Annotated in this window: 25 protein-coding genes; 13 read left to right on the forward strand and 12 right to left on the reverse strand. The window is 64.9% G+C overall.

The window, feature by feature from the left end; all coding sequences use genetic code 11:
• From rsmG to trpS, 11 genes are all read left to right on the forward strand, one after another.
• Window positions 1-726: a 16S rRNA (guanine(527)-N(7))-methyltransferase RsmG gene (gene rsmG, locus VN934_00985; GenBank protein ID HXM17367.1), complete on the forward strand. Its 726-nt coding sequence runs from the start codon at window positions 1-3 to the stop codon at window positions 724-726.
• On the forward strand, window positions 723-2,105 hold the full coding sequence (locus tag VN934_00990) for an HD domain-containing protein (protein HXM17368.1): 1,383 nt from the start codon (window positions 723-725) through the stop codon (window positions 2,103-2,105). The genes rsmG and VN934_00990 overlap by 4 nt, the downstream gene beginning before the upstream one ends.
• Window positions 2,105-2,926 (forward strand): AAA family ATPase, encoded by an 822-nt coding sequence (locus VN934_00995; GenBank protein ID HXM17369.1) that lies wholly within the window; start codon window positions 2,105-2,107, stop codon window positions 2,924-2,926. The genes VN934_00990 and VN934_00995 overlap by 1 nt, the downstream gene beginning before the upstream one ends.
• Window positions 2,923-3,801: a ParB/RepB/Spo0J family partition protein gene (locus tag VN934_01000; protein ID HXM17370.1), complete on the forward strand. Its 879-nt coding sequence runs from the start codon at window positions 2,923-2,925 to the stop codon at window positions 3,799-3,801. The genes VN934_00995 and VN934_01000 overlap by 4 nt, the downstream gene beginning before the upstream one ends.
• Window positions 3,798-4,637, forward strand: coding sequence for a hypothetical protein (locus VN934_01005; protein ID HXM17371.1), 840 nt, complete (start codon window positions 3,798-3,800; stop codon window positions 4,635-4,637). Before VN934_01000 ends, VN934_01005 begins: the two co-directional genes overlap by 4 nt.
• 154 nt (window positions 4,638-4,791) lie before the next feature.
• Window positions 4,792-5,286 (forward strand): hypothetical protein, encoded by a 495-nt coding sequence (locus VN934_01010; GenBank protein ID HXM17372.1) that lies wholly within the window; start codon window positions 4,792-4,794, stop codon window positions 5,284-5,286.
• Between the two features lie 41 nt (window positions 5,287-5,327).
• Complete coding sequence (locus VN934_01015; protein ID HXM17373.1) at window positions 5,328-5,807, forward strand: hypothetical protein; 480 nt, start codon at window positions 5,328-5,330, stop codon at window positions 5,805-5,807.
• Window positions 5,808-5,919: 112 nt separating this feature from the next.
• A complete protein-coding gene (locus VN934_01020) occupies window positions 5,920-6,426 on the forward strand; it encodes a hypothetical protein (protein ID HXM17374.1) in 507 nt (168 codons plus the stop codon).
• 87 nt (window positions 6,427-6,513) lie between these two features.
• Window positions 6,514-8,178 (forward strand): hypothetical protein, encoded by a 1,665-nt coding sequence (locus VN934_01025; GenBank protein ID HXM17375.1) that lies wholly within the window; start codon window positions 6,514-6,516, stop codon window positions 8,176-8,178.
• 115 nt (window positions 8,179-8,293) lie between these two features.
• Window positions 8,294-9,043 carry a hydroxymethylpyrimidine/phosphomethylpyrimidine kinase gene (locus tag VN934_01030; GenBank protein HXM17376.1) on the forward strand — a complete coding sequence of 250 codons (750 nt, stop codon included), beginning with the start codon at window positions 8,294-8,296 and terminating at the stop codon, window positions 9,041-9,043.
• Window positions 9,044-9,052: 9 nt separating this feature from the next.
• A complete protein-coding gene (gene trpS, locus VN934_01035) occupies window positions 9,053-10,054 on the forward strand; it encodes a tryptophan--tRNA ligase (protein HXM17377.1) in 1,002 nt (333 codons plus the stop codon).
• On the opposite strand, the gene VN934_01040 is transcribed toward trpS, so the two are convergent.
• The 8 genes from VN934_01040 to lysA all read right to left on the reverse strand — a co-directional run bounded on the left by VN934_01040 (window position 10,051) and on the right by lysA (window position 18,044).
• A complete protein-coding gene (locus VN934_01040) occupies window positions 10,051-11,244 on the reverse strand; it encodes a pyridoxal phosphate-dependent aminotransferase (protein ID HXM17378.1) in 1,194 nt (397 codons plus the stop codon). The genes trpS and VN934_01040 overlap by 4 nt on opposite strands.
• A 69-nt stretch (window positions 11,245-11,313) precedes the next feature.
• Window positions 11,314-13,221 carry a penicillin-binding protein 2 gene (mrdA, locus tag VN934_01045; protein ID HXM17379.1) on the reverse strand — a complete coding sequence of 636 codons (1,908 nt, stop codon included), beginning with the start codon at window positions 13,219-13,221 and terminating at the stop codon, window positions 11,314-11,316.
• An 8-nt stretch (window positions 13,222-13,229) separates the two neighbouring features.
• Window positions 13,230-13,811 carry a rod shape-determining protein MreD gene (gene mreD, locus VN934_01050; protein HXM17380.1) on the reverse strand — a complete coding sequence of 194 codons (582 nt, stop codon included), beginning with the start codon at window positions 13,809-13,811 and terminating at the stop codon, window positions 13,230-13,232.
• A complete protein-coding gene (gene mreC, locus VN934_01055) occupies window positions 13,808-14,626 on the reverse strand; it encodes a rod shape-determining protein MreC (GenBank protein HXM17381.1) in 819 nt (272 codons plus the stop codon). Before mreC ends, mreD begins: the two co-directional genes overlap by 4 nt.
• Entirely contained in the window at window positions 14,572-15,678 is a 1,107-nt protein-coding gene (locus tag VN934_01060) for a rod shape-determining protein (GenBank protein HXM17382.1), read from the reverse strand. Before VN934_01060 ends, mreC begins: the two co-directional genes overlap by 55 nt.
• A 5-nt stretch (window positions 15,679-15,683) precedes the next feature.
• On the reverse strand, window positions 15,684-16,271 hold the full coding sequence (locus tag VN934_01065; protein HXM17383.1) for a Maf family protein: 588 nt from the start codon (window positions 16,269-16,271) through the stop codon (window positions 15,684-15,686).
• Window positions 16,264-16,686 (reverse strand): DUF3465 domain-containing protein, encoded by a 423-nt coding sequence (locus VN934_01070; protein HXM17384.1) that lies wholly within the window; start codon window positions 16,684-16,686, stop codon window positions 16,264-16,266. Before VN934_01070 ends, VN934_01065 begins: the two co-directional genes overlap by 8 nt.
• Window positions 16,683-18,044, reverse strand: coding sequence for a diaminopimelate decarboxylase (gene lysA, locus VN934_01075; protein ID HXM17385.1), 1,362 nt, complete (start codon window positions 18,042-18,044; stop codon window positions 16,683-16,685). Before lysA ends, VN934_01070 begins: the two co-directional genes overlap by 4 nt.
• Before the next feature lie 50 nt (window positions 18,045-18,094).
• Here lysA and VN934_01080 point away from each other — a divergent pair, with 50 nt between their 5' ends.
• The gene (locus VN934_01080; GenBank protein ID HXM17386.1) at window positions 18,095-18,289 is read left to right on the forward strand and encodes a hypothetical protein; all 195 of its coding nucleotides are present in this window, start codon (window positions 18,095-18,097) and stop codon (window positions 18,287-18,289) included.
• Between the two features lie 17 nt (window positions 18,290-18,306).
• Here the strand turns inward: VN934_01080 and nadD are convergent, their stop codons facing one another.
• From nadD to VN934_01100, 4 genes are all read right to left on the reverse strand, one after another.
• Window positions 18,307-18,927: a nicotinate-nucleotide adenylyltransferase gene (gene nadD, locus VN934_01085; GenBank protein ID HXM17387.1), complete on the reverse strand. Its 621-nt coding sequence runs from the start codon at window positions 18,925-18,927 to the stop codon at window positions 18,307-18,309.
• On the reverse strand, window positions 18,924-20,195 hold the full coding sequence (gene obgE, locus VN934_01090; protein ID HXM17388.1) for a GTPase ObgE: 1,272 nt from the start codon (window positions 20,193-20,195) through the stop codon (window positions 18,924-18,926). Before obgE ends, nadD begins: the two co-directional genes overlap by 4 nt.
• A 115-nt stretch (window positions 20,196-20,310) precedes the next feature.
• The gene (gene rpmA, locus VN934_01095; GenBank protein HXM17389.1) at window positions 20,311-20,592 is read right to left on the reverse strand and encodes a 50S ribosomal protein L27; all 282 of its coding nucleotides are present in this window, start codon (window positions 20,590-20,592) and stop codon (window positions 20,311-20,313) included.
• A gap of 95 nt (window positions 20,593-20,687) precedes the next feature.
• Window positions 20,688-21,317, reverse strand: a complete 630-nt coding sequence (locus VN934_01100) for a phosphatase PAP2 family protein (GenBank protein ID HXM17390.1) — start codon at window positions 21,315-21,317, stop codon at window positions 20,688-20,690.
• 89 nt (window positions 21,318-21,406) lie between these two features.
• On the opposite strand from VN934_01100, the gene VN934_01105 reads away from it, so the two are divergent.
• Window positions 21,407-21,994, forward strand: a complete 588-nt coding sequence (locus tag VN934_01105; GenBank protein HXM17391.1) for a GNAT family N-acetyltransferase — start codon at window positions 21,407-21,409, stop codon at window positions 21,992-21,994.

Genomic DNA, 21,994 nt, shown 5'->3' on the forward strand with positions numbered 1-21,994 from the left:
TTGGAGGCATCCGAGCAAGTCCTGATCGCGGGTCTGGAACAGCTCGGCTTCGCCGAGCCCAGCGGCCTTGCTGAAGGGCTGCTACGATTCGGCAGCCTGCTGCTGGAAGCGAATCGAAAAACGAACCTGGTAGGCGCCGCCGATGCAGACGTGCTGGTGCGCGCCCACATTCTGGACAGCCTCGCGCCGCTGCGCGGCCTCCGCCTGCGGGAGCCCGTGCTCGACGTGGGCAGCGGGGCCGGGCTTCCCGGCCTCGTCGCCGCCCTCGCCTACCCGCACCTGCGTTTCGTGCTGCTGGAGCCGCGCGCCAAGCGGGCGGACTTCTTGCGCACGGCAGTCGCGGCGCTCAAACTTAGCAACGTCACGGTCCAACCGGTCACGGCGGAAACCGCCGGACGAGGCGCCTGGCGCGAGCGGGCGGGGGCCGTGCTGATGCGGGCGGTCGCCAAGCCCCCAAGGGCGCTCGAGCTCGGCTTGCCTTTCTTGAGCCGCGGCGGGCGGTTGGTGGTGTATCTGGGCAGGCAGTCCCGGCCGGAGCCCGGCGAAATGGCGATTATCGAGTTGCTCGGCGGCCGGCTCGAAGAGGCGCGCCTGGTGCAGGTTCCGTACCTAGACGCCGTGCGGCATGTGTGGATCATTCTCAAGAAGGGGCATACGCCGCCGGAGTTTCCGCGACGGAGTAGCCCGGGCAAGCGAGCCCTCACCAGCCTGGCGTGTTTCACGTGAAAAACGAGACCGTCAAATTCGACCGGCAACTGGCCGCCACGCTCTCCGGAGCCGGGGTTTTCGCCGTTGGGGGCAGCGTTCGTGATGCGATCATGTCGAAACAACCCAGCAATCTCGACTACCTTGTGACCGGCATGCCCCTGGACGAGATACTGGCGCGCCTACGCGCGGTTGGGCGCGCAGACATGGTCGGCGCGTCCTTCGGGGTCATCAAGTTCACCCATGACGGGACGACCGCAGACATCGCGCTGCCACGCCGCGAGCGTTCCACCGGCCCGCACCACCGGGACTTCGCTATTGAATTCTCCCCCGACATACCGCTGGCGGAGGACCTCGGGCGGCGCGACTTCCGGATCAACATGCTCGCCCGGGACGTGCGCACCGGCGCCATCATCGACCCCTACCGCGGGCGCTCGGACATCGAGGCGCGGCGCCTGGACGTGTTGAGCGAGCGCGTATTCGAAGAGGATCCGCTGCGCATCTTGCGCGGCGCCCAATTCGCCGCTCGCTTCGAGCTGACAGCCACGCCGAACGCGCTTGCCGGGATGCGCGGCGCGGCCGGGCTGCTGCCGAGCGTAGCGGCCGAGCGGATGGCTGAAGAGCTCAGAAAACTGCTGGAGCTCGCCGATCGGCCCAGCGTCGGCTTCGAACTGCTCCGGGAGACGGGCGCACTGGAGCACGTCCTGCCCGAGCTGCTCGAAGGCTGGCAGGTCGAGCAAAACGAGTACCATGCGTATAGCGTGTACGAGCACAGCCTGCGCTCCTGCGATGCGGCGGCGGCGGACCTCGAATTGCGCCTTGCCGCGCTGTTGCACGACATCGGTAAGCCGCGGACCAAAGAAGGCCCACATTTCTACCGCCACGAGTTCGTCGGCGAGGCGATGGCGCGCAGCGCCCTCGAGCGGCTGCGCTTCCCGGGGGACACGGTCGAGCGCGTGGCTCACCTCATCAAGAACCACATGTACAGCTCGATCGACGCGATGACCGACGCCGCCGTGCGCCGCTTCATCCGCCGGGTGGGTCCGGACCGCGTCGCGAGCCTGTTCGCGTTGCGCCGAGCGGACGTCGCGGCGACCGGGCTCCCAACCCGCGACCGCGAGCAAAACGAGCGCTTCGAGCAGCGGGTGAAGGCGGCCATTGAAGCGCCGCACGTCTTTTCGGTGGCCGATCTCGCGATCGATGGCGAGGACGTCAAGTCCCTTATGCGCGAGCGCGGCCTTGTCGACGCAGGCTTTGCCGGTGATAAACGCGTAGGCGGCGCGTTGCGCTGCTGCCTCGAAGAAGTGCTAGAAAACCCCGATCTCAATGTAAGGCAGGCGCTGCTGGACTTGGTAGGCCGATATTTTTCGAGCGCAAAGGTGAAGGAACAAGGCTCATAGTGGCCCGCATAAAGGGACAGCGGCCCGTGCGCGGTTCGCATATCGGGACACGAAATGGCCGGCGCGGCCGCATCATCGCCGTGGCCAACCAGAAGGGCGGGGTCGGCAAGACCACCACCGCTGTGAATTTGGCCGCCGCGCTGGCCGCTCGGGGCCAGTCGGTGCTGCTGGTCGACGTCGACCCGCAGGGTAATTCCACCACCGCAGTCGGGCTGGAGAAGTCCGAAATCACGCGCTGCATTTACGACGTGCTATTGAAATCCGCCGGGCTCGAAGACGTTTCGCACGAGACAAAGACCGCGCGACTGCGCGTCGTGCCGGCGACATTGAATCTTGCCGGCGCGGAGCTCGAACTGGTCGCGGAATTCTCGCGCGAACATCGCTTGCGCGCCGCGCTCGAACCTCATCGCTCGTCGTACGATTACATCTTGGTGGATTGCCCGCCGTCGCTGGGATTGCTGACCATCAACGCACTGACGGCGGCCGATTCGCTGATCGTGCCGCTGCAAGCGGAATATCTCGCGCTCGAAGGACTGGGGCAACTGACGCGCGTGATCGAGCTGGTGCGCTCGCAACTGAATCCGCGCCTGCGCATTCTCGGAGTCCTCGTCACGATGTTCGACGGACGGACCAATCTTGCGATGCAGGTCGTCAAAGAAGTGGAGCGCTACTTCCCAGGCGTCGCTTTCAAGACCAGGATCCCAAGGAGCGTGCGGCTTTCGGAGGCGCCGTCATATGGCACGCCGATCGCCGCGTTCGATCCGAAAAGCAAAGGCGCGGCCGCGTACGCCGCGCTCGCAAAAGAGGTGATGTCGCGATGAGCAAACAGCGCGGTCTAGGCCGAGGGTTGGGGGCGCTCTTCCCCGGCGCGCGTGCGGGGGTAGCACAAAGCCCGAGCGATGCGGTGATCAGCATCGACGTGAAAGATATCGCGCCGAACCCCGCGCAGCCGCGCCGCGGCTTTGACGCCGCCGCGCTCGAAGCCCTCGCGCAATCCATCCGCGCCAACGGCTTGCTCGCGCCGATCATCGTCCGTCCGAAAGCCGATGGCGCCGCGCACTACCAGATCGTCATCGGCGAACGCCGCTGGCGCGCGGCTCGCCTGGCAGGCCTCCGTACCATCAACGCGTTCGTGCGCGACGCGCGCGACGGTCAGGCCATCGAGCTCGCGCTGCTCGAGAACGTGCAGCGCGCGGACCTCAACGCGATCGAAGAAGCCGCGGGTTACCGCCAGCTCATGGGAGAGCACGGGTTCACGCAGGACAGTCTCGCGCAGCGGCTCGGCAAGAGCCGCCCGGGGATCGCCAACGCGCTGCGGCTCCTGAATTTACCTGATTCGGTGCAAGCGATGGTGCGCGACGGCAAGCTCTCAGCCGGACATGCGCGCGCGCTGGCATCGCTCCCCGGACCAAAGGCGGAAAAACTCGCCCGCACCGCGGTCGCTCGCGGTTGGAACGTGCGCGACATCGAGCGGGCCGCTGGGGCGCAAAGCGGCAAACACCCATCGCCGAAGAAAAGCGCGGCGCGGTCACCTCTGCCGCCCGATCTCATGGAGATAGAAGATCGCCTGCGCTTCGCGCTCGCCACGCGCGTCTCGCTGCGCCGGGGCCCACGCGGCGGCAGCCTCGAAATCCACTACGCCGACGACGAAGAGCTTCAGCGCATCGTCGATCGCATCTGCCCGGAGGCTTCATGACCCGTCACGTTTCGCGTCTTGCATCGGCAGTGGCGTCGCTCGCAGCAGCGCTCGCCTCTGGCCTAGGACCCGCCGCCGATGCAGCGCAACCGTCGCCGAATCCGGCGGCGATCGCGGTCGTGGATCGGTACATGCGCGCGCTATCGGCCCGCGATTGGCAAACAGCGTACGGGTTGCTCGCCGGCAGCCAACAGCGCTACTTCGAAAACCGATCGAACTTCGCCTCAAACGCCCTCGCGACGCACTATACGATCCTGAAGTACTCGCTTGGCCGCGCGATCGCGCATCCAGACGTGGTCGAAGTCCAGGTGAAGCAAAACGTGACGCTGCTCGACGTCGGCACCGGCAAGACGATTCCGGCAACGGTGAAGGAGCCGGTGTTCGCGATTCGCCAGCAGTCCGGCTGGGGCGTGAAACAACTCTATCAGCCTTGGAAGGCGTACGCGCCGAACGCGAACGGCACGAATCACGGCGTGGAGGTGGTCATCACCCGCGTCGAATTCTTCGACAAGCGCATCGTTGTGGATTGCACGATCCGCAACGTCGGCAAAGTGCCCGTGCAGATCCTCCCGATGCTGAAGAGCACGCTCACGGACGGCGCCGGTCACACGTTCGCGGCGTTCAAGGAAGCGGTGTTCCCCCTGAACGACGTCGAGTTCTTCAAGGGTCCACGCATCTACCCGCTGCATCAATCGGTCGGATACATCACCTTCGTCATCACGGAAAAGAAGGACGAAACACAGTCCTACAGCCTGGCGGTCGGGCCGGCGATCGAAGACGGGGGCGCCCAAACGTTCTCCGTGCCGGTCGGTCCCTTCACGCTGCCGAAGTTGTAGGGACCGGCAGCGGCGGAGGAGGCCCAGGGGGCCCTGCGAAGCGAAAGTCCCAAGGGCTGGTCACCTTCACGAAAGCCGGCGGTTGAGCCATTTCGAGGCGCCCCGAGCCCGTGCTGGCCGCGACTTAGGATGCCTGCGTAAAGGAAAGGTTTCGATGCAACGTTTACGGCGAGCGATTTTCACGTTAGTCACCGTGGCTGCAGTGGCGGCCTCGACCGGCTGCACCGGTCTGGGTGCGAACATCGGCTCGGGTTCCAAAGGTTCGGATTTCGTGCAAAGCGTGATCATCCAGACGATCTCCGGCGTCGACGTGCTGCAAGTGCTCGTCGGACACTGCCTAGTGGTCCAAGCGGTGGCATTAGGCGCCCAAGGCAGCGGCAACGGTGTTTCCTCGGTGCAGGGCGCTACGTGGAACAACCTACCGCCGGGCCCGCCGGCCGGAAACCAGTCCAACATAGCGTTGTTCGAGGCCGACTGCGTCACGCCATATGGCGGCGAGGTTCAGCAGGCGATCGGAATTAAGGGATCGTTTGCCTTCGCCAGCGTGGGGCGAAAAACGCTTCTTATCGTCAACGATGGAACCGCGTTCATAAGAGCGACGGTCAAGGGCGTCACGGGCTTCAACACGGTCAAAGTCTTCTTCAGCTAGGACTTAGCGCGGAAGAGGTCTCAATGCGACGTTTACGACGAGTGATTCTCACATTAGTCACCGTGGCTGCAGTGGCGGCTTCGACCGCCTGCACCGGTCTGGGTGCGAACATCGGCTCCGGCTCCAAAGGTTCGGACTTCGTTCAAAGCGTGATCATCCAGACGATCTCCGGCGTCGACGTGCTGCAAGTGCTCGTCAATCACTGCCTGGTTGTGCAGGCGGTGGCGTTAGGCGCCCAAGGCAGCGGCAATGGCGTCTCCTCGGTGCAAGGCGCTACGTGGTCGAAAGCCTCCACGCCGAACGGCAGCGCCAGCAACATCACACTGTTCGAAGCGGACTGCATCCACCCGTATGGCGGCGAAATACAGCAGGCGATCGGCATCTTCGGGGGTACACCACCGGGCAGCGGCTGCGCCTCTGCGGGGCGTAGAACTCTTTTCGTCAACGACGGCACCGCGTTTATCAAAGCGACGGTCAAAGGCGTCACGGGCTTCAACACGGTCAAGGTCTTCTTCAGCTAGGACTTAAGCCGACAGGCCGACGTTCCACGGGCCGCGGAGGATATGCCCGCAGCGCCTTCGAAACGCGCACCCGGAAAACACCGGCGCGCTCTGCACGAGAAGAGGGATGCACATGCAACGTTTACGGCGAGCGATTTTCACGTTCGTCACCGTGGCTGCGGTGGCGGCTTCGACCGCTTGCACCGGTCTGGGTGCGAACATCGGCTCGGGTTCCAAAGGTTCGGATTTCGTCCAAAGCGTGATCATCCAGACGATCTCCGGCATCGACGTGCTGCAAGTCGTCGTCCGCCATTGCCTGGTCGTGCAGTCCGTGGCGTTGGGGGCCCAGGGCAGCGGGAACGGCGTATCGTCCGTGCAAGGCGCGGTGTGGACCAAGGCCGCGACGCCGGGCGGCAACATCCTGGACATAGGCCTATTCGAAGCAGACTGCACCACGCCATACGGCGGCGAAATACAGCAGGCGATCGGCATCATCGGAACGCCGCCGGTCTGCTCGGATTCAAATGGCCGATTGCCGCTGGCCACCTGCTCCCTAAATCCCGGCGATGGAACCGTGTTCATCAAGGCGACGGTCAAGGGCGTCACGGGCTTCAACACGGTCAAGGTCTTCTTCTCGTAGCGCCGGCTTATTCGTAAACGCTTCCCGGGCACTCGAGGGCAGGGCCGGCACGTCCGGCCCTTTCCGTTTCTCTAAAGATAATACGACATGTTCGTCTTCGCAATGGTGCTCCAACTCGCGGCGCAAATCGACGCTGCGCCGGCAGCGGTCGTCCAACCGGCGAGCGTGGCCGTCATCTGGCATATCAGCTCGGCGCCGTACGCCGATGCGTCCGTTCGCGCGGCCGCAAATGCGCTCGAAGCGCCCGGCGATCTCAGTCCGATCCTCCGCGCACTGCAAGCGCATCCCCGGGCGCGCTTCGCGCTCGCCATCGACGCAGATGCGCTGTCAGCCCTCGAGATGGTTCGAACGGGGGGAACGGCGCTCTCGGAAGTGGTCGCCGGTCATTGGAACGCAGCCGACGCGCGCGCGCCTGATCTAGCGCGCATACTGACGCGACTTCCCGTCGCGGACAAACAGCTGAGCGATAGTCCGGCGTTCAAACGCTACGCGGAGCTTGCCGCAACAGTCCGGCACGCGCTCGACGTCGAAACCGCTCCGCACGTGCGAGCGAACGATCTCGTCGAACTCGCCGGGCTCGCGGCGCTGAATCGGCTGGCGACGTTCGGCGCGATCCCATCGAACTCGAAGCTGCTGCGCAAGAGCGCCATGTCGCGTGCCGAAGCCGCTTCGCTCGTGGCGCAGTTGTCTAGCGCCGACGCCGACGCGCTCGACGTGATGAAGGCGCTAGCCGCGCAAGGTCAGTTGGAGATATTGGCGGATCCGGCCGGCGAACCAATACTGCCGGTGCTGGTGGACAACGGCGGCCGGACGTCGCTCGACCCTAATTTCGTGCAGCTCGGCGCCTTTGCCGACGCCGAATATCTCGTCACCGACGCGTTGCGCTGGGCGCGAAAGGAATCGCCCGAAGGCGCAGCTCCAGGTATTTTCTCACCGCATGGAGCGTACGACGACAAAACCGCGGCGCTGCTGGTGTCGCGCGGCGCTGCTTTCGCGCTGTTTTCGGATCGCGTCTTGGCATCAGCTCCGGCAGGCGGTTCGCTCGCAGCGGTGACCGCATCGGACAGCGCCGCATTTCACGCGTACGCCGTCCAGGCCACGAGTTCGCGCGCTTTGCCCGCGCTTTTCTGGAGCGAGGACGAGAGCATCGCCATCTCCGCCCTGCCCAGCGACAGTCCGCCCACCGCGATGGGCGAACGCATGGCGATATTCGCGGGCAAAGCAGCGCAGTCGCTTGGCCCAGCAGCATCTGCGCTCGTCGTCTTGAGGATCGACGCTGATGGCGCATGGGCACAGCGCGCCGATCGCGCTGCTGTGGTCGATCATCTTGCCGCCGCATTGAGCCGCGCCGGCGTCGACGCGGTGACGCCGGGGCAGTACATGCGCGCGCGCCACCTGGGTGTCACCGCATACGGGTTTGCGCCGAGTTCCGATGAAGGCTCGCTCTCCGCCTGGACGAGCGATTCAAACCAGCAATCCATGTGGTCGGCGATCGCCGATGCGCGAAAAGCCGCGGGCGGCGACGCGGCGCTCGGCAGCGACGCTACGCGCACGCCGCTCTTGCAAGCCGAGGCCTCGCATTGGTACGACTCGATTTTGCTGGCGCAGCCAAAAGAGCAGATAAGCGCCACCGTCGCCGCGTTCAGGAAACTCGTCGAGCAGGTGTACCGGGCGGCTGGAAAAACGGCCCCCGCGAACATCGCACCGCTCGTGGCGGCCAGCCCGACGCCGGCCCCAACGCCGAGCCCGTGATCAAAAGGTTCCGAATCGGGCCGATTTCGAGGTTGACCCCCAAACGAATGTTCTCCACAGGAGCTGTGGAAATGTGGAAAACCCCCGAATCCGAGCGCGAATTAGGGTCGTAGCCATGCGAGCTTCAGCCAAAAGAACCATCTGCTCTATCGGCTCGACGGATCCGACGGCAGCGGCGGGCATCGGCAGGGATCTAGGCATCTTCGAACGTCTGGGCGCCCGGGGCGTGTTCGCGGTCGCCGCCGTCACGGCTCAGAACTCACGCTCGGTGAGCGCTGTCGCGACGGTCGCGCCGAGGGTTATCGCGGCGCAACTGCGGGCGATCTGGCAGGAGCGCAAACCCGACGCGATTCGGGTCGGCCTGTTACCCGATGCCGGCGGCATACGAGCCGTGATGCGCTTCTTGCGCAAAAAAGCCGGACGGACGCCGATAGTCCTCGACCCCGTGCTCGCGGCCTCATCCGGAAGACGTTTTGCAGGACCGACTGAAGTCGCGGCGCTTAAGAGATTGATGGCACTGTGCACGATCGTCACGCCCAACGCGAGCGAAGCGCAGCATCTCAGCGGCGTGACGGTGCGCGATGCGGGCGGCGCGGAGCGCGCGGCGCATGCCCTGGCGGCGATAGGCCCAGCCGTGCTCGTCAAGGGTGGTCACTTGCGCGGCTCTCAGGTGACGGACGTGCTGGTGGACGCGGGCTCGGTAACGCGTTTCCGCTCGCGGCGCATCGGCTCGCGCCTGCACGGCAGCGGGTGCACGCTCGCGGCGGCACTCGCCGTCGCGCTCGCGCGCGGCGAACCTCTCGTTCGCGCAGTCCGCTTCGCGCGGCGATTCGTGCGAGCGGAATTGATGTCGCGGGCGGGGTAAGTCCCACGGATGAGCGTCGCCGTTGAGACTCGGACCAAACCGCGCCGGATCATGGCCGGCATGCGGCCGTCGGGTCGCCTGCACGTGGGTCACCTGTTGGGCGCGCTCGAAAATTTCGTCGCGCTCACGCACGCGAATGACTGCTTTTTTGAAGTCGCCGACCTTCATGCGTTGACCACGAAGTTCGATCGCAGCCGCGAGATCGCCGCCGACGTGCGCGAGATGGTCATCGGCTGGCTCGCCGCCGGCCTGAACCCGGAACGCTGCACGATCTTCGTGCAGTCGCATATCCCGGAAATCGCCGAGATGTCGATGCTGTTGTCGATGATCACACCCGTATCGTGGCTCGAGCGCGTCCCCACCTATAAAGATCAGATCAACGCGCTCGGTTCGGAGATCGCCACCCACGGCTTCTTGGGCTACCCAGTGCTGCAGACGGTCGACATCGCGATCTTCAAAGGCGAGGGAGTGCCCGTAGGTCAGGATCAACTGCCGCATCTCGAGCTGTGCCGGGAGATCGTGCGGCGCTTCAACTATTTGTACGGCGACGTCCTGATCGAGCCGGAAGCGGTGCTGTCGCGCACGCCCTACGTGCCCGGCACCGACGGGCGCAAGATGAGCAAGTCGTATAACAACAGCATCTTGCTGTCGGACAGCGAAGAAGAGACGACCGCCAAAGTCAAAGAGATGTTCACCGACCCGACCAAGATCCGCAAAACGGATCCGGGCCACCCCGAGACCTGTCCGGTTTTCTTCTTCCACGAGATCTACAACGCGGGCAACGCGCCCGATATCGCGACGCGTTGCCGCGCCGGGCAACTCGGCTGTGTGGAGAACAAGGCCGACATGGCCAAACACCTCAACGCCGCGCTGCGTCCGATACGCGAACGCTGGCGCGACCTCGCGGCGAAGCCGGCGCACATCGAAGAGGTCATGCGCGAAGGCACCAAGCGCGCGCGCGGGATCGCGCAAACGACGCTGGGCGAAGTCAAAGCCGCGATGGGCTTCTAGGCGGTCCGACGGTAGGCCGAGAGGGCTTTTTTGATGCGCTCGAGCGCTTCGCGCAAATGGGCTTCCGAGTTGGCATATGACATCCGGATGAAGCCTTTGCCGTGCGGGCCGAATGTCGAGCCGCCGAGCACGGCGACATTGCCCGTGTCCAAGATGTAGTTGGAGAGTTTGACGTCGTCCGGGTCGATCGCGGAGAAGTTCGGAAATACGTAGAACGCGCCGCCCGGCAGCTGACAAGTCACGCCCGGCAACGCGCGCAGGCCTTCCACCAGGATGTGGCGCCGGCGCAAGAACTCGTCGTGCATCGCCTGCACCGGTTTGTCGTCTCCCGTCAGCGCGGCGATGCCGGCGTCTTGGACGAACGTGGCCGTGCACGAGATCGTGTTGAGCATGAGCGCGCCGACCGCTTGCGCGATGTATGTCGGGTACACGCCGAAGCCAAGGCGCCAGCCCGTCATCGCCCACGCCTTGGAAAAGCCGTCGACCAAGACGGTGCGTTCCGGCATCTGCGCGATGCCGTAGTACGAAGCGAACGGGGCATCGTAACAGTGCCGGTTGTAGATCTCGTCGCTGATGACCAGGATATCGCGCTTGGCGATCATCGCAGCGATCGTCTCGATATCATCGCGCGTGAGGATGCCCCCGGTCGGGTTGTGCGGTGAGTTCAAAACGAGGATCTTGGTCTTGGGCGTGAGCGCGGCCTCGAGCGCGTTCAGATCGAGCCGGAACGCTTTGCTCTCCAGCAGCGGCACGCTGACCGCCTTCGCGCCGACATACGTCGTGATCGAACGGTACGCCGGATAAGCCGGATCGGGAATGACCACTTCGTCGCCGGGGTTGAGCAGCGCCATAAGGGTCGCGGCGATGGTCGCCTTCGCGCCCGGACTGACCACCACGTTCTCGCGCTTGGCGGCGATGCCGCGCGTCTTCGTCACATGCGCGGCGATCGCGTCGCGCAGATCCGCGATGCCCTCGGCCGGCGTGTAGTGCGTGCGGTTGGCGCGGATCGCCGCGATGCCGGCTTCCTTGATATGGCTGGGCGTGTCGAAATCGGGCTCGCCGATCTCCAAGTGTATGACGTTGCGGCCTTGCGCTTCAAGCGCGCGTGCGCGCGCCAGCACGAGGAAAGCGCTTTCCGTGCCGAGTCGGCTCATCGAATCGGCCAGTGCGAAGCGCGGCGTCGTCTGCATTAGAGAACTCCTTATATCAACGGACCTTTAGGTCCGTTTTGCACGCGAACCTTCATGTCTCTAATGTCGTTAGTCGCGGATGCCGTTGCCCTGGGGCCCCGCGCGATTGAGATGGAAATACGCCTCGACGATGGCCTGCGCGACCGGAGCGGCGTTCACCGCGCCGAAGCCGCCGCTTTTCTCCATGAACACGGCGACGGCGATCCGCGGATGATCGTACGGCGCGAAGCAGACGAACCACGCATGGTTACGGCCCTCGGGGTTGTCCGGCGTGCGCACATTTTCGACCGTGCCGGTCTTGCCGGCGTAGTGAAAACCGGGAATGAGCACGTTGTAGGCGGTGCCGTACGGACTTTCGATCGCGCCGAGCATGCCCTCGCGCACGATCGCCAGATCCGATTCGGAGACGGGCAAGCGGCCCTGATAGCGCGGACCAAAACGCTTTGCTACGTGTCCATGCGCGTCGCGCACGTCGGCAAGAAAGTACGGCGCATACAATCTGCCGCCGTTGGCGATCGCCGAGCCGACCTTGAGCATCTGGACCGGTGAGGCTTCGACAAAGCCCTGGCCGATGGCCATGTTGACGGTGTCGCCCGCGTACCAGCGATCGTCATAGTAGCGCTTCTTCCAGGCCGGCGTTGGAAGGGTGCCCGTCGTTTCGCCCGGCAGGTCGATGCCGGTGCGATGCCCGATGCCGAAGGCGGAAGCAAAGCGATCCAAGCGCGCGATGCCGAGTTCGTATCCCACCTTGTAGAAGAAGACGTCGCACGAACGCGAGATCGCTTGAATCGGGTTGAGCGTGCCGTGGCCGCCGGCCGCGTCGTCGTTGAAGACCAGGCCGAGATCGAAATAGCCGGGGCAGTTGCGCACGCTGTCGCGCGTGAGCACGCCGCTTGCAAAAGCCGCTGAGCTCGTGATCATCTTGAAGGTGGAACCGGTCGGGTACTTGCCCTCGATCGCGCGGATGAACAACGGCTTGAGCGGGTCGTTGAGGTACTCGGCGTACTTCTTCTCAGAAACGGCCACGGCGAAGTCATTGGGATTGATGTTCGGTTGGCTGACCATGGCCAGCACTGCGCCGGTGTTGGGGTCCTCGACGATCGCCGCACCGGCGATGCGGTGGCCGATGCGCTGCGCGATCACGCGGATCTGCGCGTCCATCGCCTGCTCGGCCGCGCGCTGGAGATTCCAGTCGACGGTCAGGTCCAGACTGTTGCCCGGCACGGCGTCGCTGTCGCCGAGCGTGGCCACCGCCTGGCCGGCGGAGTTGACCTTGATCTGTCGGCCGCCGCCGATGCCGCGCATGAACTCGTCATACGTGTCTTCTAGCCCATCCTTGCCGATGACGTCGTTTGAACCATAGCCTCGACCCTTGCGCTCCTCGTACTGGTCCTTGGTGATGCGCCCCACGTAACCCATGATGTGAGAACCCAGCGTGCCGAAAGGATATTTGCGCACCGGCACGAGTTCGACCGCGATGCCGGGCAGGCGGTCAGCGCGCTCGGAGAAGCGAGCGACGGTCGCAGCGCTCAAGTCCTGGGCGATCGTGACCGGTCCCAAGGGCACCGCTGCTGCCAACGCATCGAAGTCTTTGTACGCGACGCCTTCTTGATGGAGCAACCGGCGCATCAGCACGGCGGGAGGTTGGCCGAGGACCTGCGCGAGTTCTGCGAGCTCGCCCTGCGGGTCGCGCAACTGCATCGGCACGACCTGCACGACGAACGAGGGGCGGTTCGCCGCGATGATGACGCCGCGGCGATCGTACATCAAACCGCGCGGCGCGGCGAGAGGGATCGTGCGCAGCTGATTGGCGTCGGCGAGTTGCTCGTACTGCGCCCCGTGGACGAGTTGCACATCGATCAAGCGCCAGATGAGCACACCGAGCGCCGCGCCTACGAGAAGAATGAAGATGATGGTCCGCCGCAGCCGGATCGCAGCATCGTCACCGCCGACGGGAGGTCGCGTCAGTACGGCCATCTACACGCTCACCGCGCCGGAAGACGGACGTTGGCGAAGAGGCGGAGGCTGAACAGCGCGAGCGTAGCGATCGCGCAATTCAGCACGATCGCGTAGAGCGTCTCGTGCGAAAGCCTGTGGAACAGGCCGCGATCGCCGAACGCGACCTCCAGCACGACGTACTGCACCGCCGCGCGCACCACGGTGCCCGCGGCCACAGCCGCCAAGAACACCGGCAAAGAGTCGGAGAAGAAACGATTGCTCAACAAGCCCGCGAGATACCCGACGAGCGTTGCGCCGAGCACTTGAAGCCCTCCGCCGCCCAGCGCGTCCTCCAGCAGGCCGCCGAAGAGTCCGAGCCATCCACCCGTGGTGACGCCGCAGCGCAACCCCGTCCATACGATGAGCACGGTCAGCGGGCTGGCCTGAGCGCCCCTCAGGGAGAAGCCGTGCAATACGGTCGCTTGAAGCAGAACCGCCAGAGCCGCCAGGCCCAGCAAAACCGGAAAGCGCGGCGCAACCGAGATCTCGGCATCAACGCCGCGCGCGCGCGGCTTCCCGCTGGTCGTCGTGCTGCGTTGGCCCGGGGCGCGCATCGCGTCGGCGCTCACGGCGAGCGCAGCACCAGCACGTGCACGAGCGACGAGAAGTCTACCGCCGGTTCGAGCACGGCCGTTTGATACAGCGCATTGTCCTTGCGATCGACTTCCCGTACGCGCCCGATCGGGATGCCGCCCGGATACACTTCGCCTTTTCCCGTGACCACGACCTCATTTGGAAGAACCTTGGCGTCCTGATTGATGTACTTCATCTTCGCGTGCAGCCACGTGCCGGTCACGATGCCCCACGAACGCGTGTCCTCCAAATACGCGGGCACGGCGCTCGTGGGATCGATGAGGAGCAACACGTGTGCCTCGCGAGCGCCGACGTCGGTGACGTGGCCGACGAGGCCGTCGCCGTCGACGACCACCGCGTCGCGTTTGACGCCGTCGCGAGAGCCTTTGTCTATCGTCACTTCTCGTCGCGCCGCCTCGGGGACGAAGCCGACGACGTCCGCTGGAATGGTCCCGCGACGCAATGCCTGGCGCATCGCGAGCATCTTGCGCAGCTCTTGATTCTCGACCGAAGACGAACGCAACCGCTCGTTGGCGCCGGCCAGCGCGCGCACTTTTTCCTGCAGCGCTCGATTCTCCGCGGCCAGCGAGCCTGCGCTCGCGAGATCGTGCGCTTGTTGCGCGATGCCGCCGATCACGTGCGCGATGCCGCTCTCAACCGGTACGTACACGGCGCTCACGACTTGATCGATGATGCTCTGTCGTCCGCTACGCACCGCGTCGAGTTCGAGCAGCATCAGCGCCGACGCGACGATGATCAGCGCGACGAAGACGAGGAGTTTGCGTTCGTCCCAGAACGAAGGAATCGCCACCACCTGCCGATCAGCGACTGCGGCGCCGGAAACAATGCGGAGAACAAACGAGGATCGCGCAGGATCTCGGCGGCGCCCAGCGCCACGCACAGCATCGGATCCTCGGCCACGCGCACCGGCACGCCCAGCACGAGTTGCAGCGTCGGCGCGAGTCCGGCGATGGCTGCGCCTCCGCCGGCGAGCGCGATACCTCGTTCCGCGACGTCGCGCACGAGTTCCGGCGGCGTCTGCTCGAGCACTCCGCGGATCGCGTCGACGATCTCGCCGAGCGGCTCGGCGATCGCGGCGCCGACTTCTTCCTCGTGCACCTCGATCGTTCCCGGCCCGAGCCGGCGCACGTCTTGGCCGACGATCTTGACCGGCGGCCGGCCGACGGGCCTGCCGTAATAACCATGCGAGATCTTGAGCGCTTCCGCGGTGCGCTCGCCGACGATGAAGCTGCGCGTGGTGCGCAGGTGCGCCATCAGCGCCTCATCGAGCCGGTTGCCGCCCAAGCGCAAAGAACGGCCCACGACGATGCCGCCCAACGCGAGCACTGCGACTTCGGTGGTCCCGCCGCCGATGTCCACGATCATGCTGCCGTGCGGCTGCAAGATCGGCAGCCCGGCGCCGACGGCCGCAGCGATGCCTTGCGGCACGAAATAGACCCGCCCGGCGCCGGCGCCGAGTGCGGCCTCGCGCACGGCTTTGCGCTCGACGTTGGTCGCGCTGCCCGGCACGCCGATGATGACGCGCGGCGGGATGATCGAGCGCCCGCGCAGCGCGCGATCCAGCAACATGTGCACCAGCGCTTCGGTGTACTTATAGTTCGAAATGACGCCGTTGCGCATCGGCCGGACCACGGTGATGTTGCGCGGTGTCTTGCCCATCATCTGCTTGGCGCCCTCGCCCACGGTGATGATCTCACCCGAATCCGTGTCGATGGCGACGACCGTCGGCTCGACGAAGCGTACGCCCACGCCGCGCACGTGCACGGGCGTGTTGGCGGTGCCGAGGTCGATGCTGACCTCCGGTGCGACGCGCGCATACAGTTGTTCGAAGACGCCTGCCATGTCTGTTAGATCAGATCGTATCCCAAGGTCGCGCACGCGCGCGCCACGCGCGCAAGCGGCAGACCCATCACGGTGTAAAAATCGCCGGCGATGGACGTGACCAGCAGCGCGCCGCGGCCCTGGATGCCATACGCGCCGGCTTTGTCAAGCGGCTCGCCGGTGGCGACATAGCGCTCGATCTCGCCGTCGCTGAGCGGCGAGAACTGCACGGCGGTTGATTCCATGCCGATGGTCCGACCGCCCGTGAGACGATCGACGACCGCGAAACCGGTGTAGACCGTGTGGCGCCGGCCGGACAGGCGGCGCAGCATGCTGCGCGCTTCGACGGCGTCTTTTGGTTTGCCGAGAACCTCGTCACCGACCGCGACGAGCGTGTCGGCCGCGATGAGCAGCGCAGGTCCAGCCGGCTCAGCGCGTTCCGCCTTGCCCGCTGCGTGGAGCTGTACGAGCTCGCCCGGTTCAAGTTTGGCGTCTGCACGATGTTCTTCGTACGCCGATCGCACGACCGTGACGTCAAGCCCGATGCTTTGCAGCAGCGCCAGGCGGCGCGGCGAGGCGGAGGCGAGCGCTATCGCGTGGATCCGTTCACTCATATGTTGCGCCGCCCACCCGGATGAAGCCGGGTTGGTGGCGCAACCTGGGATCGTGGTGGGTCCAGTGGATGACGGGTCCCTTGCGATCGAGCGCGAGCTCGCCTTTGATCACGACGTCGTCACCGACCTTGAGCGGCGCCGTGGGGGCGATGTCGATGTTGTGCGAGACGAGGATGAGTTGCTGCTCACCTTCTCCGGTGCTCAGGTTGATGATGAAATTTTGGTGATCGCCCGCGGCCGTGCGGGAGTTGGGCAGGACCGACTCCACGGTGCCTTCGACGACGACTTCCTGCGCGCTCTTGCGGTCATGGATGTCGCCGACGGCCGCGATGTTGTCCGGCTTGTCGCTGCTTGCGGCGGAACAAGCGACCGCCGCTAACGCCGCGACCAGCGCGGCCATGCACTGCCGTATCATGGAGTGGCTCCTTCGGCGCCATGCACGTCGAGGTCGAGCACGTGCTCGAGCGGCTCTCGCCGCGCAGCGAGCCGCGCGCGTCCGCCCCCGACCAGCACGACCGCTGGGCGTGGAAAGCGATTGTAGTTGCTCGCCATGGAATAAGTGTACGCTCCGCTTGCGTGGACGGCAAGCAGGTCGCCGGCCTTGGGTTCCGGCAGCGGCACGCGTGCGACCATGCGGTCGGATTCGCAGTGCCGGCCGAAGACCGTGAAGGTGCCGCTTGGCTCCGCGCCTTGCCGATGGGCGAGCGAAACGCGATAATTCGCGCCGTACAGCGCGGGCCGGGGATTGTCGGACATGCCGCCGTCCACGATGAGCGCTTCGGCGCCGTCCGGAAGCCGCTTGCGAACGCCGACCCGATACAGCGTGGTGCCGGCTGCGGCGATGATGGCGCGCCCGGGCTCGACCAGGATGTGCGGCGGGCTCTTCGCAGCGCGCTTCTCGCGCGGGTCCCAATGCCGGTCGAACGAGTCGAACAGCGCTTTCGCCCAGGCCTCCGGCGTCGGCCCTTGCCGATCGCCCTCGTCGACGCCAAGGCCGCCGCCGACGTCGACGATATCGATGCTTATCCCGCGGTCATGCTGCGCTTGATGTGCGAGTGCGGTAAGCGCGGCGACCTCGTGTTCGTACGCCACCAAGTCGACGATCTGCGAACCGAGATGGCAATGCAGACCCCCCAGGGTCAGGTGCGGAGCAGCGCTCACCGCCGCAAGCGCTTCCATAGCTTGGCCGTCGGCGATCGCGAAGCCGAACTTCGAATGCGCAGCGCCGGTTTGCACGTGCTCGTGGGTCACGGCCTCGATGGCGGGATTGACCCGCACGAGCACGCTGCAAGCGGCTTTGCGACGTTCGGCTGCAGCATCAAGCGCTGCTATTTCTTCGATATGATCCACCACGACGTGGCGCACGGCCGCGCCGACGGCGAGGTCGATCTCGGCGTCGAGCTTGAAGCAGCCGTGGACGATGCAATGATCGGCGGGCACGCCTGCACGCAGCGCGGTCTCCAGCTCGCCGCGCGAGCAGACGTCGATGATGAGCCCCTCGTCGTAGGCGATCGCGGCGATGGAGCGAAGCAGCAGCGCCTTGCCTGCGTAGGTGAGCGACGCGAGCCAGCGCGGGTGTTCGAACGCAGCCTTGAAACGCCGCATCGTGTCGCGCAGCGCCGGCTCGTCGATGACCAGGAGCGGAGTGCCGAAAGAGCCTGCCAGCGCCTCCGCTTCGCAGCCGCCCAGCATGAGCGTGGAACTGCGCCGGCGCCGGCGCCGCTCGACCGGACGTTCGGAATTGGCAGCTCTAGTTTGGGGCGGTATACTCATGGGTACAGAAGTCCCAAAGTTCTCCGTTTCTCTTTCCGAGGTCCACATTATTGCTCGAAGCGCAAGACTCGCCGTTTGGCGATGATCCGAAGATTTCCGGCGCAGCGCATTTGCGCCGCTTGGTCCGTGCAGCAGGCAACATCCGCATCATGCTGCTCGGTTGGCCCGGCCCGGCCGGCGCGAGAAGGGCGACGCGACCGATTGCGACGGGCACGTTCTCATTCCCCGCCCTGAGCGCCAACTAGCGTAGCATGCCGGACTTTTAGTCCGGCCCGTTCCCCTTGCGATAGAGCCTTTTCGATTCGATATATTTGACGACGGCATCCGGCGTGAGATAGCGGATGGGTTCGTCGTTCGCCACGCGCTCGCGGATCACGCTCGAAGAGATATCGACGAGCGGCAGGTCGAGCATCTCGAAGCGCTGGTAGAGATCCGCGGGCAAGTCGCCGAGCACGCTCGCCATCTCTTCAAGGAGCGTGCCTTCGCGACGCACGACGTAAAAGCGCGCGACCGCGGCCGCGACCTCATCGAGGCGGCGCCAGCGGCTGGCTGTGAGCGCATCAGCGCCGGCGATGAAGTACAACTCGTCATTCGTCAGCTTCGGGCGTACGAGCGCCAGAGTGTCCGCGGTATACACCGGGCCTTTTTGCTCGAGCGCGGTGTCGTCGATCGCGAAGTGCTGATTACCGGCGATGGCCAGCTCCACCATGGCCTTGCGGTGGGCTGCGGTCGCGTGAACGGCTCGATGCGACGGATCGCCGACCGGCATGAAGAGCACGCGATCGAGGCCCGCCTTTGCGCACACCGCTTGGGCGATGAACAGATGTCCGAAGTGGATCGGATCGAACGTGCCGCCCAGCAAGCCGGTGCGGGTGAGGCTCATGAAAAGGTGATCTCGGCCGGACCGACGCGCACCATGTCGCCGGTGCGGACGCCGAGTCTTTCGAGTTTGCGGCGCGCGCCGCTGCGGTAGAGCGCGCGCTCGAAGAACGCGCGCGCATCGTCCGAGGAAAAATCCGTCATCGCGGCGAGCCGTTCGAGGCGCTGGCCGATCACGCGGAAGCCATCGGCCTCCTTGACTACCCTGACGGTGCGTACCGGCGCGGGCTTCGGCCGAAGCACGGGCTCGCTGTCCTCAGAGCCACGGACCTTTAGGTCCGTGTCCTTCTCCCTCGCCTCGACGATCGCCAGGTATGTCGCTTGCATGAGTTTGCGCACGCCGTGCCCGGTGGCGGCGGAGATGCCGAACACCTCTTGCTTGGCGTGTGCCGCAACCGCGTCGAGCGTCTTCTTCGCGTCGGGCAGATCCAGTTTCGAGACGGCGAGAATGCGCCGCTTTTCGATCAGCGCCGGATTCCACGCGCGCAATTCTGCTTCGATCATCGACATCTGCTCGATGGCCGCATCCGGTGGGAGCGCGCCATCGATGAGATGGATCAGCACGCGCGTGCGTTCGATGTGCCGCAAAAACTTGTCGCCGAGTCCGGCGCCCTGACTTGCACCCTCGATCAAGCCCGGAAGATCGACGAGCACGAAGTTCACGTCGATGTCGATCTTCACGACGCCCAGCTGCGGGTCCAGCGTGGTGAACGGATAGTCGGCGATTTTCGGGCGAGCCGCTGAAACGCTGGCGAGCAACGTCGACTTGCCGGCGTTAGGCGCACCCACGATGCCCGCATCGGCGAGGAGTTTGAGTTGAAGATCGAGCGCGAGTTCTTCGCCAGGTTCACCATGCTGCGCGAAGCGCGGCGTTTGATTCACCGACGTCGCGAAGTGCTGGTTGCCAAGGCCGCCGCGTCCGCCGCGCGCCACGACTGCGCGCGCGCCGGGCTCGCTCAAGTCTACGATGAGTCGGTCGTTTTCGTAGACCAGCGTGCCGATCGGCACGGGAACCGTGATGTCGTCGCCGTCTTTGCCGTGACAGTTGTCAGCGCCGCCGTTCTCGCCGTTTGGCGCGAGGAATTTGCGCTTGTGCCGGAATTCGAGCAGCGTCGAAAGTTGAGGATCCGCGACGATGGAGATGGATCCGCCGCGCCCGCCGTCGCCGCCGCTGGGACCGCCGCGCGGCACGAACTTCTCGCGGCGGAATGCGACCTTGCCGTTGCCACCGTTGCCGCCGCGCACGTCGATGCGCGCTTCGTCTACGAACACGGCGTCACAATCGACAAAGCCCGCATTGAAGTGCGGGCTTCGCTCTCATCGCTGGTGTCAATCTCGTCGCGGATGTCCGTAGCCACGGACCTTTAGGTCCGTGCGTCCATCGCGATCAAGCCTTGGCCGCGGCCGGCGCCACGGCGACGATCTGGCGATCCTTGCTGCGGCGCGTGAAGAGCACCGTGCCGCCGACCAGCGCGAACAACGTGTTGTCTTTGCCCATGCCCACGCCGTGGCCGGGGAAGAACCTTGTGCCGCGCTGGCGCAGGATGATGTTTCCCGGCACGACTGCTTGACCGCCGAATTTCTTCAAGCCGAGGCGCTTGCTCTGAGAATCACGCCCGTTGCGAGACGAGCCGAGACCCTTCTTGTGCGCAAAGCGCTGTAGGTTAATGTAAAAAGACACGTAGACTACTCCTAGGGTTCAGTATGCGGGACGAGGGAACCAACCTAGTATACCAAAGCCCTCCGACCTCGGTCAACTTGGCATCATGCAGCTTTCCGTTTCGCTCGGAGATCACTGGCTGCGACGCCCAGGCGCGCAAGAACCGCGAGCACCATGCTAACCCAAAAAATCCCGAACAACGTGCCTCCGATGACGTCAGTCAAGTAGTGCGCGCCGAGCGCGAGGCGCGACCAGTCGATTGCGAGCATCCACACGAAGAGCACGGCGGCGCAAACGATCTTTGCCAGTCTGGGCAGCGGCGCCATCAGAATGATCAGCAACCAGCTTCCGAAAAATACGATCGCGGTGCTGGCGTGCCCGCTCGGATACGAGTATCCCGGCTCGTGATAGACGAGCCAGTGATCGGGTCGAGCGCGGTGAAAGAAGATCTTGATCAATTCGACAACGCCTTGCGACATGATCTGCGATACAAGCACACCGGCACCCATCCATAGCGCCAGGCGCGCCGCCGCGAGAGTTGCGATGCCGATCAAGCCGATCGACAACAGCGGTAAGAACCGCCCCGATTCGGTGAAAATGACGGCCGCCTGCATGCCATGACCTTGAAGCGCTGTGGCTGCCGCATCGAGGCGTGAGAACGGCGGCGTCGCGACCAGAAAACCGAGGACGATAAAGAGCGCAAAAGCAACTGCGCTGATCGTCCAGAGTCGCATTTTATGCATTTGGGCGCTGCACGAGCTTGCCCTCTTGCGCTCCAGGGCGGTTGCGCGATGATTCCGAAGCGTCGACGCGGAGAGATAGTTTGCAAGAACACGTCAAATCCGACGGCACCCTTCAAACGGTGCGCCTCGTCTTGCGGGTCGGACCAAGCGATGCAGCGACGCGCCTTGCGCAATACTACCGCGACAACGCAGAGCATCTACGGCCATGGGCGCCGGTGCCGGCCGACCGGTTTTTCAGCGCGGCTTTTTGGGAAGAGGCGCTGGACCGCGATCGTCACGAGTTCTTGGAGCGGCGTTCGGCGCGCTTTGTGATCTTCGCGCGGGACTACCCGAATGGTCCGGTCCTCGGGCAATGCAACTTCTCCGAGTTCGTCAGCGGGATTTTTCAGGCGTGTTATCTCGGTTATGCGCTCGATCGGCGCTGCGTCGGCAAAGGTTTCATGACCGAAGCGCTGAGCGCGGCCATACCCTTCGTGTTCGAGACGATCGGCATGCACCGGATCATGGCCAACTACATGCCCGCCAACGAGCGAAGCGGCGCACTGCTGCGCAAACTCGGCTTCGAGGTCGAGGGTTTCGCGCGCAACTACCTTTACATCAATGGCGGCTGGCAGGACCACATCCTCACGGCGTTGACCAATCCGAACCCGAGCGAGCCCGTCCTGTAA

The sequence above is a fragment of the Candidatus Tumulicola sp. genome (genome assembly GCA_035601835.1).
Lineage (GTDB): Bacteria > Vulcanimicrobiota > Vulcanimicrobiia > Eremiobacterales > Eremiobacteraceae > DATNNM01.

Bases quoted from the DNA above. Each gene is read 5' to 3' on its own strand.
- VN934_01000 (HXM17370.1), top strand. From the start codon at position 2,923: ATGAGCAAACAGCGCGGTCTAGGCCGAGGGTTGGGGGCGCTCTTCCCC.
- VN934_01005 (HXM17371.1), top strand. From the start codon at position 3,798: ATGACCCGTCACGTTTCGCGTCTTGCATCGGCAGTGGCGTCGCTCGCA.
- VN934_01010 (HXM17372.1), top strand. From the start codon at position 4,792: ATGCAACGTTTACGGCGAGCGATTTTCACGTTAGTCACCGTGGCTGCA.
- VN934_01020 (HXM17374.1), top strand. From the start codon at position 5,920: ATGCAACGTTTACGGCGAGCGATTTTCACGTTCGTCACCGTGGCTGCG.
- VN934_01025 (HXM17375.1), top strand. From the start codon at position 6,514: ATGTTCGTCTTCGCAATGGTGCTCCAACTCGCGGCGCAAATCGACGCT.
- VN934_01030 (HXM17376.1), top strand. From the start codon at position 8,294: ATGCGAGCTTCAGCCAAAAGAACCATCTGCTCTATCGGCTCGACGGAT.
- trpS (HXM17377.1), top strand. From the start codon at position 9,053: ATGAGCGTCGCCGTTGAGACTCGGACCAAACCGCGCCGGATCATGGCC.
- VN934_01040 (HXM17378.1), bottom strand. From the start codon at position 11,244: ATGCAGACGACGCCGCGCTTCGCACTGGCCGATTCGATGAGCCGACTC.
- mrdA (HXM17379.1), bottom strand. From the start codon at position 13,221: ATGGCCGTACTGACGCGACCTCCCGTCGGCGGTGACGATGCTGCGATC.
- VN934_01060 (HXM17382.1), bottom strand. From the start codon at position 15,678: ATGGCAGGCGTCTTCGAACAACTGTATGCGCGCGTCGCACCGGAGGTC.
- VN934_01065 (HXM17383.1), bottom strand. From the start codon at position 16,271: ATGAGTGAACGGATCCACGCGATAGCGCTCGCCTCCGCCTCGCCGCGC.
- VN934_01070 (HXM17384.1), bottom strand. From the start codon at position 16,686: ATGATACGGCAGTGCATGGCCGCGCTGGTCGCGGCGTTAGCGGCGGTC.
- lysA (HXM17385.1), bottom strand. From the start codon at position 18,044: ATGAGTATACCGCCCCAAACTAGAGCTGCCAATTCCGAACGTCCGGTC.
- nadD (HXM17387.1), bottom strand. From the start codon at position 18,927: ATGAGCCTCACCCGCACCGGCTTGCTGGGCGGCACGTTCGATCCGATC.
- VN934_01100 (HXM17390.1), bottom strand. From the start codon at position 21,317: ATGCGACTCTGGACGATCAGCGCAGTTGCTTTTGCGCTCTTTATCGTC.